Source organism: Candidatus Poriferisocius sp., from assembly GCF_965204145.1.
In the GTDB taxonomy this organism is placed as follows: Bacteria; Actinomycetota; Acidimicrobiia; order Acidimicrobiales; family Bin134; genus Poriferisocius.
Genome location: NZ_OZ241977.1, coordinates 2,053,149 through 2,065,061 on the forward strand (window position 1 = coordinate 2,053,149; position 11,913 = coordinate 2,065,061).

Here is an 11,913-nt window from a genome sequence, read left to right on the forward strand (position 1 = left end):
CGCCCCCAAGCCCTACCGAGCAGGCCTACAAGCAGTCAATCGGTCGTTGCAGAGTCCATCTTGTCTGCGGGCTGACGTACTCCTGTTCGAGTGTCTATTCCAGAGGCAAGAGCAATCGCTCCGACGGCACACAGAGCCCCCAACCCGAATAACCATCGCTGCTCTTCTTGATAATCGCTTACTACCCACAATACAAAAATAGAGGTATAGATTGAGACTATTGAACCCAAATAGCTAAAGAAGCTATGGATAGCCACACCAACACCCAATCTCTCCATCGGCAGAGATCGTACTGCTGCGCCTTCGATGACCGTAGAAGCAACTCCAATATTGATAATGAATGCAATCATATATCCAAACCACAAGATAGATGGAATGTACCGTCCATCGGTCAGTAATGCTGACAGCAAAGAGAAAACTACAAGAAAAGTTACCGCTACTAGAATTAGTCCCCTGTGGCCTTTCTTGTCTGCGAATCTACCTACCAAGAGGGGTAGGGCTATCACGCCGATAGGTATGCTAGCCAGGAGAAACACGGCTCGTTCTATGCTGAGACCTCTCGAAAACGCGTGAATCAAATAGAGACTTACTGCAAAAGAGATGAATCCCATAGCAGATACCCAAGCAAATTCACAACAGTTTGCGAGGACCATGTTTTTGGTCCACAATTTCCGCAGACTAGGAGTCATTTGAGGTATTATTTGTTTGGAAGATATTGGCAAGTTCCCTACCCTTAATGAAGTCTCATGGTCGTCACCATCAGTCGCCTCGACCAGTCGATTTCTCCCCAACCAAATTGTGATAGCACCAATCAACACATATACAGGAATCATCAAATTCCAATTGATTTTATCTGCCCAAGCAATGACGGAAGCGCTAACGATTGTCACCACTCCAAACATGGTGTAATAGCCCCCGACAGCGGTTGACCGCCGCCGAGCAGGTACGGCTGCAAGTAGCATCGCCATTCCTACTGGAATTGCTGCTGAGTTTCCTACAGCGCTGATAAGTCCCGCAACGATCAGTATCTTCCAATTAGAAGATAAGGCTTCGACGATCAAGCCCACTGGGAAGACAGCCATACCAATGAGAAAAACGCGTTTCCTTCCGACATGATCAGCCAACCATCCCATTGGCACGAGAAGCACTCCGGATGCGATCCAGAAGGTAAGCAACCCCCATCGTGCCTCCTCGAGACTGATGTCCTTTTCGAGGGCGACCACGAGGAACCTCGAGTGGAATACCGAGAGAAACACCGAGCCTGAGAGCAGCAAAATCACCTGAACCGGCGATGACGGCGGAGATAGGGAGGGCAGCGAAGAAGGGATTGAGCCCGCGGGAGCCTCAGTCGAGTCCATGGTCAAGCGGGTTCCCAGAAGATCATGGCGTGGGTTTCGTCGTAGGTGCGGGCGTAGGCGGTAACGGGCATTCCGATCTCGACGGTTTCGGGGTCGATGCCGGTGAGGCCGCCGAACATTCTCACTCCCTCGGGGAGGTCGATCATGGCCAGCACATAGGGCAGTTCCGCGAAGGCGGGGACGCCGTATTGGCGGACCACGGTGTAGGTGTAGACGGTGCCAGTGCCCGCGGCCTCCATCCACTCGGGCTCGGCGCCGCAGGCGGTGCATATTGCTCGGGGATAATGCTGGCGATGGCCGCATTCCGGGCACTGCTGGATGAGCAAGCGGCCCTCGGCGGCGGCTGCGAAGAACTCTCCGTACTCGCCCTCGCCGGCGGGGACTGGTCCCTGCCATTCAAGATCACGGACAACCCTCATGACGGCCGGTCCTTGCCCAAGATGACGGTGGCGATGGCCGACAGCCAGCCGCCCGAGCCGCAGGCCAGGGCCAACTCGGCGTCGGGCACCTGAGCCTCGCCGGCGTCGCCTCGGAGCTGGCGAACCGCTTCGATCAGCAGGAAAATGCCCCGCATGCCGGGATGGTTGGAAGACAGACCGCCGCCGTCGGTGTTGATGGGCATCGACCCGCCCCGGCGCAGGTGGCCCTCTTCCACGTAGGCGCCGCCCTCGCCCCGGCCGCAGAACCCCAGTCCCTCCAGCATCAGCATCACAGTGATGGTGAAGCTGTCGTAGAGCTGGGCGGTGTCGATGTCGGCCGGCGTCACCCCCGCTTGACCCATCGCCTCTGGTCCGCACACCGCCGCCCCCATCTCGGTGAAGTCGGGCATCTGGTGGATGTTCCAATGGGTCTGGGTGCCCGCCGCCCCCAACACATAGATCGGAGGCTGGCGCAGGTCGCGGGCGATCTCCTCGGTGGTCATCACCAGCGCCCCGCCCCCGTCGGTGATCACGCAGCAGTCCAGCTTGTGCAGCGGATCGGCGATCATGCGGCTGTTCAACACGTCTTCCACGGTGATGGGGTCGCGGTAACGGGCATCAGGGTTGAGGCCAGCGAACTCCCGAACCCCCACGGCGATCTCGGCCAATTGCTCCGAGGTGGTGCTGAACTCGTGCATGTGGCGGCGGGCGGCCAGGGCATAGGCCCCCACCAGGGGCAATCCGTAGGGTGTGGCCATCTGCATGGCCCCGGTCACCGGCTGGGCGTCGCGCTGAAACCCGCCGGTGCCCAGCACCCGGCCCATGCGGGTGAGCTGGTCGGAGCCGTAGGTGATCAGCACGGTGTCGCACAGCCCCTCGCGGATGGCGGCGGCAGCGTGCTGCACGTGGAACTCGAACGAGGAGCCCCCCACCATGGTCCCGTCGATGAAGCGGTGGTTCACCCCCAGGTACTCGGCCATGGACACGGCGTCGTCGCCCGCTGCTGGCCCGCCGCCGCTGGTGCTTACGTAACCGTCGATAGCCGACTTGGCGATGCCGCAGTCGGCGATGGCCCGGCGGGCGGCCAGTGCATGGTGCTGCACCGAGTTCAGATGCGGCACCACCGGATAGTCGCTCAGGCCAATGCCGCAGATGACGGGGTGACGAGAGGGCATCTAGGCCAGAGCCTCAATGATGGAGTTGTGCTCGCCGATGTGGGGGGCACGGTGGCGGATGCGGTAGGGGGACTTGGGGGCGATGTACGGCGCCCCCAGATAGGTGAAGCTTCGGCCCAAGTCTTCGTGCTCCACTTCGACGGGGAAGCCTCGCTCTTGGAAGTGGGGGTCGGCCAGCACTTCTTCGGGCGAGTAGATGATGCCCACCGCCAAACCCCGCTCTTGGGCGCCAATGAAGAACTCGTAGGCGGTGATGTTCTCGGAGATGAACCGGACTGCCTCTCGGGCGGCGCCGAACATGGCGGTCACCTCAGGATCCTGGCCCACCTGCGAAAGATGCAGATCCTCTTCGAGTTGAGCTCCCATCTCCAAAAAGAAGAACTCTTCAAAGTCGTCCTTCAAACCCAGGCTCTCCATCCACTCCACTACCACGGCAAAGTCCCGGGCCGAGCGAGGCGGAAAACCGGTGTTCACGTCGATTCCGTCCGCCGACAGTGCCCTGGTGAACGTGGTGGGCTCGATGGCGGCGTGCCGCCCAGTCTGGCGCTGCACCTCATCGCCAGCCACCAACCACTGAACCGAGCCGAACTCGGTAGTCACGTTGGCGGCCGCGTGCATGCTGACGTCCACGAACTGTCCTTGCCCAGTGCGGTCTCGGGCCAACAGCGCGGTCTGGGCAGAGAGCACCGCGAACACCGAGCCGGTCTGGTACCCCTGGTTGCCCCCGCCCCGCTGGGGCGGAATGGCGTGATCGTCGTAACCGCAGCTCCACACCGGCCCGCCCCCGGCCAGCACGGTGAGGTCGATGCTCTCCTCTTGAGACCGCGGTCCATTGCGGCCGAACGGGGTGAGCGATACCCAGATCAACTCGGGGTGGTCGGCCCGCAAGGAGTCGTGGTCGATACCCAGGTCGGCCAATCTGCCCGGACGCTCCGACTCCAGCACCACATCGGCGGTGGCAACCAGCGAGCGGAACCGGTCTCGATCGTCATCATCCCCAAGATCCAGAGCCACTCCCAGCTTGGAGGCGTTGTAGTGCCACCACCACAGGCTGCGCTCGGGATCGGGCTCATCGTTGAGAAACGGTTCAAATCCCCGGGTGTGGTGACCGTCGGGAGGCTCCACCACGACAACCTCGGCTCCCATTCCGGCCAGAAGCAGCCCGGCATAGGCCGAGGCCTCTCCGGCCAGCTCCACTACTCGGATTCCCGACAGTGCGCCAGGCAGGTCGTTCCCCGTCATCAGATCACCCCCTCCGCAGCCAGGTCGGCCAACTCGGCGTCCGAATGACCGAGCAGGCCTCCAAGTATCTGGCGGTTGTGCTGGCCCAATAGAGGACCGCCCCGCTCCAGCACCCAGTCGGTCTCGGAGAAATGGGCAGGAATGCCGTCCACCCGAACCCGGCCCATCTCACCGTGGGTGACGGTGGGCCACAATCCCCAAGCCTCGGTATTGGGGTCATTGTCGATTCGGTCCTCCGGCTTGGCCACTCCGGCAGCGGGCACGCCCACGGCTTGGAGTTCGGCGGCCGCCTTGAACCGATCCCGACCTGAACTCCAAGACCGCACGGCATCGTCCAGTTCGTCCTCGAAGGCCAGCCGTCCAGCCAGGTCGTCGAACCGCTGGTCGTTGATGCCCATGAGCCCGGCGATGGCCTGCCAGTCGCGGTCGTCACGGGCGGCCAGGGCTAGCCAGGCATCGTGCCCGTCGGCCTCATAGATGCCGTGGGGGGACATGGCCGGGAACTGGCTGCGGTTGGAGTAGGGCATGCCGTCGCGTCGCAGCGGCCGTCCGTTCACGGTGTAGTCCAATGCCACCGGGCCGAGCATGGTGGCCCCGGCGTCGGTACACGACATGTCGATCCACTGGCCCTCGCCGGTGCGGCTGCGGTGGATGAGCCCGGCCATGATGGCCATGGCCATGAAGTTCCCGCCGTGGTGGTCCATGTAGGAGTAGCCCCATCCGGCCGAGGGCATGTCGGGAAGGCCGGAGGTGAACGTTAGCCCGCAGCAGGCCTGCACGATCGGCCCCCATGTCTTGTACTTGCGATAGGGGCCGACGTGGCCGAACCCGCAGTTGGACACGTACAAGATGTCGGGCTTGATCTCCTTCAGACGGTCGTAGCCGAAACCCAGGCGCTCCAGCACCCCGGCGGCGAAGTTCTCGGTAACGGCGTCGCTCGCCGCGATGATCTCGGCCAGCAGCTCTTTGCCTCGCTCGGTGCGGAGGTTGAGCGTGACCCCCAGCTTCTCCACATTGTGGTTGTTGAAGCAGCCGCCGAACTCATGGCCCCGGCGGTCGTCCACGAACGGGGACGTTCCGCGGAGCACATCCCATTTGCCGAGGCGCACGGGATCTTCGATGCGGATGATCTCGGCCCCGAAGGCGGCCATCCACCGGGTGGCCCCTGCTCCAGCCAGCTGTCCGGTGAAGTCGCAGATGCGAATGTGGGACAGAGCCTCAGATTTCACGGCCCGACCTTACGCGGTCGCACCCAGGGGAATCCGAGCCGGAAATCGCCGACAGTCTCTAGGCTTCTCCCCGTGCGAGTGCTACACCACATGGAAGACGGGCGGCTCGACCCGATCATCGCCCGTTTCGACACCGTGGAGTTCGTGTGCGTCCCCCGCCAGGGCGACATCCCCGAGGGGGCGTCCGGCGACGTGTTGCTGACCATCCCCCGGGGCTACCCCAACCTCGCCGAGCTGCTGGACCGAGGCGTGGAGTGGGTACACGTGACCAGCACCGGGATTGACGGGTTCCCCCTCGAGCTGCTGGGCGACCGGGTGATGACCTGCTCCCGGGGCGCTTCAGCCATCGGTATCTCCGAGTGGTGCCTGGCCATGATGCTGGCCTTCGAGAAGGACCTGCCCAACGTGTGGCTGAACCGACCGCCCGAGCGGTGGTTCACCGCCGATTTGGGGGCGCTCTATGGCAAGACCCTGGGCCTTATCGGGCTGGGCGGTATCGGCACCGCGGTGGCCCGCCGGGCACTGGCCTTCGACATGTTGGTGTTGGCTTTGCGACGCACAGCGGTGCCTTCGCCTCTGGTTGGGGTGGAGATCGCCACCTCGTTGGACGAGCTGTTGGAGCGCTCCGATCACGTCGTGGTGGCCGCTCCGGCCACCGCCGCCACCCATCACCTCTTGGATGCCGATGCCCTGGCCAAAGCCAAGCCGGGCGCGCACATCATCAACATCGCCCGGGGCGACCTCATCAACCAGGACGCCCTGCGGGCTGCACTGGACCGCGGGCATATCGCCCGGGCCTCGCTGGACACGGTGGAGCCCGAACCCCTCCCCGAGGGCCACTGGCTATATGACCACCCCCAGGTCAGGCTCAGCGCCCATGTGTCCTGGTGCATGCCTGAATCCTGGGACTTCTTGATGGCTCCCTTCGCCGACAACCTCCAGCGCCGCCTGAACGGCCAACCCCTAGCGGGAATAGTCGACCCCGGCGAGGAGTACTAGCCGTCGGTTGACAACACTGCCGCCACCACGTCGCGGCGGCGGACTTGGCCGGTGGCGGGGGTGCGGGGGATGGCATCCATGGCTTCGATCCGGCGGGGGTGTTTGAACCGGGCTAAGCGATCGCTCAAATGGGCCTGCACTGCATCGGGAGTGGGCAGGGCAACTCCCGGTGCGAGCACGAACACGGCGCACACCACCTCGCCCCACCGGTCGTCGGGAATGCCCACCACCGCCACTTCGGCAGCACCGGGGAAATCAGCCAGATGGCCCTCGACCTCGGCGGGCGACACCGTCTCCCCACCGGTGCGAATCACGTCTTTGACCCGTCCGACAATGGAGTAGAAGCCGCCGCCGTCCATCTCGGCTAGATCGCCGGTGCGGAACCAGCCGTCTTCGGTGAACGCTTCGGCGGTGGCCTCGGGATTGTCGAAATAGCCGTCGAACATGAATGGCGAGCGGGTCTGCAACTCGCCGCGGTCAAGGCGCACTTCGGCACCGGTGTGGGCCTGACCGCAGCTTCCCGGCCGAGACTCCATGTCGGCGTCATCCAGCATCGTGACCGAGCCGGCTTCAGTGGATCCGTAGAACACCCTCCGATGTGCGTTGGGGAACGCCGCCTTCAGGTCGGCCAACAGTTCGGGCGGGGTGGCTGAGGTGCCCGATGTGGCGAATCGCAGCGAGGCCAAATCGGCATGACGACCGGCTTCCAGCACCCGGCGCCACACCGCTGGGATGCAGTTCATGTAGGCGGCCCGATGAGTGTGCACGGCATCGATGAGGACATCGGCGTCGGCCCGGTCGGTGAACACCACCAAGCCCCGGGCCTGCCAGGCCTGAAGAGCGATGGTCCACGCCCCCATGTGGAACATCGGGAACATGCACACCGTGGCACCTCTCGGTTCCAGCAGTGCCGGAGTGCGGGTGCGGAGCCAATTGCACCGGTGCGACAGCACCACGCCCTTGGACTTCCCGGTGCTGCCGCTGGTGAAGAACACCACATGAAGATCGCGCTCCCCCACTCCCGATGGCGCTGGTGCGGCATCCGATGCCGACTGGGCCTCAGTCACGAGATCGAGCCCCGGACCGGTGCCTCCTAACCGCACCAGTGGCACCCCGACCTCGTCAGCAACTGCCTGCCCAGCCTCGGCATGTCCAGGGTCGACCACCAGCAGCCGAGGTCGGGCCAGGCCCACCATTTCGGCCGCCTCCTCGGGCGACAGCCGGGCGTTGGCCGGGGCGAACACCGCCCCCGCCCGGGCCAGAGCTACAAACAGAGACACCGACGCCAGGTTGTTATCGCTCCAGGTGACCACCCGGTCGCCCCGACTCACCCCGAGTCCGGCCAGCACATGGCTCATCTGATTGGCCTGCCGGCCCAACTCCCCGTAGGTGAGCACTTGCCCGTCCAGCGCCGCTGCCGGGCGATGCGGCACGGTCGCAGCCGCATTGTCGAACACCGAGCCGATCACCAACTCCATCGCCGGGCACACTACCGGGAGATGGGGGCTCCAACCGTGGCGGTCACTACCGTGAGGGGTGATGACGGAGCAAACACGGCCACGATCTAGGGCCACGGAACTCGCGCTCGAAAAGGCCTATGCGGCCAAGGGTCCGGAGGCCAATCGCGAGCTGTACGCATCCTGGGCCAAGACATACGAGTCGGGCTTCGTCGTCGACAGCGGATACGTCTACCACCAAGAGGTGGTCAAGGTTTTCTGCGATGGTTTCTCTGACCCGAGCCAGCCTGTGCTGGATGTGGGCTGTGGAACCGGAGTCGTCGGGGGCGAGTTGGCCAAGCTGGGCGTGTCCGTCATCGACGGCATCGACATCTCGCCGGAAATGCTGGCCGAAGCCGCGGCCAAGACGTACAACGGCCGTCCCGTATACAGGCAACTAATAGAAGCCGACCTCACCGGTCAGACCGAACTGGCCGATAGCGCCTACGCCGGCATAGTGAGCTCAGGAGCGTTCACCCATGGGATCTTCGGTCCGGAGACGGTTTTGAAACTGCTCCGGGCGGCCAGCCCCGGTGCTCGTTTCGCACTCGGGATCAACTCCGCCCATTTCGAGGAGTTCGGCTTTGCCGACTGGCTGGAACAGCGCCAGTCGGACGGACACATCTCAGAGTTGCACTTCGAGTTGCGGCCAATCTATAGCGACTCTGACGAGGCAGATCCCAACCAGTGGTCCCGCATCGCCGTCTTCTCGGCCTCGTGAGCAAAGCCGCAAGATTTGGCGAGACGTGGCACCATTAGATCTATGAGCTTGACGTCCGATCCGCTCCCCGGCACCGAAGAGGAAAACGCGTTCGACCCGTTCGCCTATCCCGAGGCGGTGCCCATCGACACGCTGGCCGAGCTGCGTTCAGAGTGCCCGGTGGCCCGGACTCCCACCGGCTGGTACCTCACCAAGTTTGACCATGTGTTAGAGGCCACCAGGGACGTGGAAACCTTCGTGTCCAGCTTCCGCGATCCCGGCGTGGTGGTGCCCGAAGAGGAGAAGCTCATCAGCGAGATCCCCGAGCCCCGTCACGGCAAGGTGCGGCGGATCATCAATGCCACCGTGGCCCATCACAAGTCGATGCGAGCCGAGCCGTTCGTTCGGGATCTGTGCCACCAATATCTCGACCCGATCTTGGAGCGGGGCCACGGCGAGCTGGTGGCCGAGTTCATCACCCCGGTGCCCATCAACGTGATCTCCCACCTCATCGGGGTGCCCGCGGAAGACTGGGAGCAGTTCCACGCCTGGACCGACGAGGTTGTGCTGGGCGACTACCCCCGCACCAATCGCAACGATCGGGGCGAGGGCCTGGCCGGCGCCCATCCCGAGTTCTGCGCCTACATCGACGCCCTGATCGCCGAGCGGCGGGCCAGCGACGAGGCCCCCGACGACCTGGTCACCCGGCTCATCACTACCGAGATCGAGGGCCATCGCCTCACCGATGTGGAGATACGCACCCAGCTGGCATTCCTCATCATGTCGGGCAACGAGACCACTCGGCACCTGATCGGCAACCTGCTGTGGCGCATCATCGGCGACCCCGAGCTGTTCGCCACCCTCAAGGCCGACCGGAGCCTCTCCGAGCGGGCGGTGGAGGAATCGCTGCGGATCGACTCCCCCGCCCACATGCTCATTCGGGATTGCACCGTCGACACCGATGTGTTCGGCGCTCCGATGCGCAGTGGCGACAAGATCGTGTTCGGCGTGTCGTCGGCCAATCGGGACGAGGACTACTTCGACCACCCCGACGAGTTCCGGCTCGACCGGGACCGCCCCAAAGACCACATCGCGTTCGGCGGCGGGCCCCACATCTGCCCCGGCGCCAGCCTGGCCCGCCTGGAGGGAAGGGTGGCGCTGGAAGTGTTCTTGGACCGAGTGGCATCTGCGGAGCTGGCCCCCGGATGCGTTCGCAAGAAGACCCCGGTGTTCTGGGCCAACGGACCCGACCGCCTCGACGCGTTCTTGACTCCCGAACCCCTTGGCTGAACAACAGCCCGAGGGTGAGACTTACACCCACGGCTACCACCAGGTGATCGTGGGATGGCACTCCAGGCGCACTGCCGAGACATGCGCAGCCTTCTTGCTGCCTCGACTGAGGCCCGATTCCGAAGTGCTCGACATCGGTTGCGGCTCGGGCACCATCACTGCTGGGCTGGCCCGCCGCGCTGGGCGAGTGGTGGGGTTGGACATATCGGCTGAAGTGGTGGACGCGGCCCGTGCCCATGCCGACGACTGCGGCCTGTCCAACGCATCTTTTGAGGTCGGCTCGGTCTACGAGCTGCCGTGGGACGACGCCAGCTTCGACGTGGTGTACGCCCATCAGGTGCTCCAGCACCTTTCCGATCCGGTCCGGGCCTTGCGGGAGGCCCGGCGAGTACTGCGGCCCGGCGGGCTGGTGGCCGTGCGCGACTCCGACTACGCCACCATGATCCACGCTCCCGTGTTCCCGGCCATCGAGCGCTGGCGGGACCTCTACCATCAGGTTGCAACCGCCAACGGCGGTGAGGCCGACGCCGGTCGGTATCTGCTGTCGTGGGCAATTGAAGCCGGTTTCACCGATATCGAGGCCACTGCCACCACCACTGCCCACACCGACCACGAGGGTCGGACGGTGTGGGGCGAGATGTGGGCGGTGCGGGCAATCGAAAGCGATTTCGCCGAACACGCAGTCAACAACGGATTCGCCACCCGCGACGAACTACTGGAAATCTCCGACGCTTTCCGCCAATGGTCTGTTCAACCCGACGGCTTCTGGGCCTGGGTGAACGGCGAGGTGATCGGAGTCTGCCCCCTGGACTGACAGGCCGCCGCTATTCGACCAGCGGACTCTCGATCAGCTCAACACCACACAGGCAAGACTGGCCGAAACTGTCACTCCCATCCTTATTCTCGGGCAATGACCGAAGAGGCCAAGGATTGATCAAAGGCAGACTCCAGCGATGGCACCGAACGGTCGTGGCGGCACACATCACGCTGCTGAAGGGTCCACCGATGAAGATCGCCCTCGTGACATGCTGGTTAGCAGTGCAAGGGTGCAGGGCGATTCAGCCAAGACCGCGAACGCCATGATGGTGCAAAGGGAGCCAACCGAGACCGAATCGTCCGTGCCTGACTACGGCCCTGGCTTCCCTATCTCCCCCATCCCGGCAGTCAATGTCGCCTCGGTGCCTCAGCGCTCGCCACTGCGGTACCCAGGCGGCAAAACCTGGCTCATTCCCCACATACGGGCTTGGCTCTCGCCCATACAGCCCAGACCAAGGACGCTCATTGAGCCATTCTGCGGCGGAGGCATAGTTGCTCTCACGGCCGTGTGCGAGAGCTTGGTCGAACAATGCTTCATGGCCGAACTGGACCACGATGTGGCTGCGTTCTGGCACACGGCGCTGCGCCACAACGCCGAGTTGTGTCACCTCGTCTCCGAGTTCGAACCGACACGCGAATCTGTTTCGGCCCTGGCAGACCAAGCCCCCCGAGGGCTGCTCGAGCACGGGTTCCGCACCCTGGTCCTCAACCGAACCCGTCGCGGCGGCATCCTCGCCCCCGGGGCTGCCTTGACAAAAACCGGGGAAAACAACAAGGGTCTCGCATCTCGTTGGTATCCCGACACCATCATCCACCGATTGCGCAACATTGAAGCCCACGCGCCGCAGATCAACTTCTGTGAAGCCGACGGGCTAGATCTCCTGGAGATCATTGCCGAGGTTCCCGGTACAGTCGCCTTCATTGATCCCCCATACACTGCTGGCGGCAAGCGAGCCGGCAGGCGTCTCTACAGCCACAGCCAGATAGACCACAGACGACTCTTCAAGATCCTGGCTCAATCCCCAGTGGACTTTCTGATGACCTACGACCGCTCCCCGGAGATCGCCGAACTCATTGCAGAGTACGGTTTCCACGCCGTTGAAGTAGTCATGAAAAACACCCACCACGCTCAGATATCCGAACTCGTCATTACCCGACGAAATGTCTTCGCATAGCAACCAGTCAACGA

General features: G+C 63.5%; 11 protein-coding genes. 5 read left to right on the top strand and 6 right to left on the bottom strand.

All coding sequences use genetic code 11. From position 1 onward, the window contains the following. Positions 1-35 precede the first annotated feature (35 nt). From ACOGI7_RS09520 to ACOGI7_RS09540, 5 genes are read right to left on the bottom strand one after another with little or no spacing between them, the layout of a single operon-like run. Positions 36-1,358 carry an MFS transporter gene (locus tag ACOGI7_RS09520; RefSeq protein ID WP_419848521.1) on the bottom strand — a complete coding sequence of 441 codons (1,323 nt, stop codon included), beginning with the start codon at positions 1,356-1,358 and terminating at the stop codon, positions 36-38. Between the two features lie 2 nt (positions 1,359-1,360). After that, a complete protein-coding gene (locus ACOGI7_RS09525) occupies positions 1,361-1,777 on the bottom strand; it encodes a Zn-ribbon domain-containing OB-fold protein (RefSeq protein ID WP_419848522.1) in 417 nt (138 codons plus the stop codon). Continuing rightward, on the bottom strand, positions 1,774-2,952 hold the full coding sequence (locus tag ACOGI7_RS09530; RefSeq protein ID WP_419848523.1) for an acetyl-CoA acetyltransferase: 1,179 nt from the start codon (positions 2,950-2,952) through the stop codon (positions 1,774-1,776). The genes ACOGI7_RS09525 and ACOGI7_RS09530 overlap by 4 nt, the downstream gene beginning before the upstream one ends. Beyond that, positions 2,953-4,194, bottom strand: a complete 1,242-nt coding sequence (locus ACOGI7_RS09535) for a CoA transferase (protein WP_419848524.1) — start codon at positions 4,192-4,194, stop codon at positions 2,953-2,955. After that, positions 4,194-5,423, bottom strand: coding sequence for a CaiB/BaiF CoA transferase family protein (locus tag ACOGI7_RS09540; RefSeq protein WP_419848525.1), 1,230 nt, complete (start codon positions 5,421-5,423; stop codon positions 4,194-4,196). Before ACOGI7_RS09540 ends, ACOGI7_RS09535 begins: the two co-directional genes overlap by 1 nt. Positions 5,424-5,495: 72 nt before the next feature. Between ACOGI7_RS09540 and ACOGI7_RS09545 the strand changes: the two genes are divergently transcribed. Next, positions 5,496-6,422 (top strand): NAD(P)-dependent oxidoreductase, encoded by a 927-nt coding sequence (locus ACOGI7_RS09545; protein ID WP_419848526.1) that lies wholly within the window; start codon positions 5,496-5,498, stop codon positions 6,420-6,422. On the opposite strand, the gene ACOGI7_RS09550 is transcribed toward ACOGI7_RS09545, so the two are convergent. Next, positions 6,419-7,900 carry a class I adenylate-forming enzyme family protein gene (locus ACOGI7_RS09550; protein WP_419848527.1) on the bottom strand — a complete coding sequence of 494 codons (1,482 nt, stop codon included), beginning with the start codon at positions 7,898-7,900 and terminating at the stop codon, positions 6,419-6,421. The two genes, ACOGI7_RS09545 and ACOGI7_RS09550, sit on opposite strands and share 4 nt — an antisense overlap. 61 nt (positions 7,901-7,961) lie before the next feature. On the opposite strand from ACOGI7_RS09550, the gene ACOGI7_RS09555 reads away from it, so the two are divergent. The 4 genes from ACOGI7_RS09555 (at position 7,962) to ACOGI7_RS09570 (ending at position 11,899) form a co-directional block, all read left to right on the top strand. Next, on the top strand, positions 7,962-8,639 hold the full coding sequence (locus ACOGI7_RS09555; RefSeq protein ID WP_419848528.1) for a class I SAM-dependent DNA methyltransferase: 678 nt from the start codon (positions 7,962-7,964) through the stop codon (positions 8,637-8,639). A 42-nt stretch (positions 8,640-8,681) separates the two neighbouring features. Continuing rightward, positions 8,682-9,908 carry a cytochrome P450 gene (locus ACOGI7_RS09560; protein ID WP_419848529.1) on the top strand — a complete coding sequence of 409 codons (1,227 nt, stop codon included), beginning with the start codon at positions 8,682-8,684 and terminating at the stop codon, positions 9,906-9,908. Next, on the top strand, positions 9,901-10,722 hold the full coding sequence (locus ACOGI7_RS09565) for a class I SAM-dependent methyltransferase (RefSeq protein ID WP_419848530.1): 822 nt from the start codon (positions 9,901-9,903) through the stop codon (positions 10,720-10,722). Before ACOGI7_RS09560 ends, ACOGI7_RS09565 begins: the two co-directional genes overlap by 8 nt. Positions 10,723-10,990: 268 nt before the next feature. Beyond that, on the top strand, positions 10,991-11,899 hold the full coding sequence (locus ACOGI7_RS09570; RefSeq protein WP_419851493.1) for a DNA adenine methylase: 909 nt from the start codon (positions 10,991-10,993) through the stop codon (positions 11,897-11,899). The last annotated feature ends 14 nt before the right edge of the window (positions 11,900-11,913 follow it).

Excerpts from the sequence above, each read along its gene's own strand:
- ACOGI7_RS09520 (WP_419848521.1), bottom strand. The coding sequence starts at position 1,358 with ATGGACTCGACTGAGGCTCCCGCGGGCTCAATCCCTTCTTCGCTGCCC.
- ACOGI7_RS09525 (WP_419848522.1), bottom strand. The coding sequence starts at position 1,777 with ATGAGGGTTGTCCGTGATCTTGAATGGCAGGGACCAGTCCCCGCCGGC.
- ACOGI7_RS09560 (WP_419848529.1), top strand. The coding sequence starts at position 8,682 with ATGAGCTTGACGTCCGATCCGCTCCCCGGCACCGAAGAGGAAAACGCG.
- ACOGI7_RS09530 (WP_419848523.1), bottom strand. The coding sequence starts at position 2,952 with ATGCCCTCTCGTCACCCCGTCATCTGCGGCATTGGCCTGAGCGACTAT.
- ACOGI7_RS09550 (WP_419848527.1), bottom strand. The coding sequence starts at position 7,900 with ATGGAGTTGGTGATCGGCTCGGTGTTCGACAATGCGGCTGCGACCGTG.
- ACOGI7_RS09570 (WP_419851493.1), top strand. The coding sequence starts at position 10,991 with ATGGTGCAAAGGGAGCCAACCGAGACCGAATCGTCCGTGCCTGACTAC.
- ACOGI7_RS09535 (WP_419848524.1), bottom strand. The coding sequence starts at position 4,194 with ATGACGGGGAACGACCTGCCTGGCGCACTGTCGGGAATCCGAGTAGTG.
- ACOGI7_RS09555 (WP_419848528.1), top strand. The coding sequence starts at position 7,962 with ATGACGGAGCAAACACGGCCACGATCTAGGGCCACGGAACTCGCGCTC.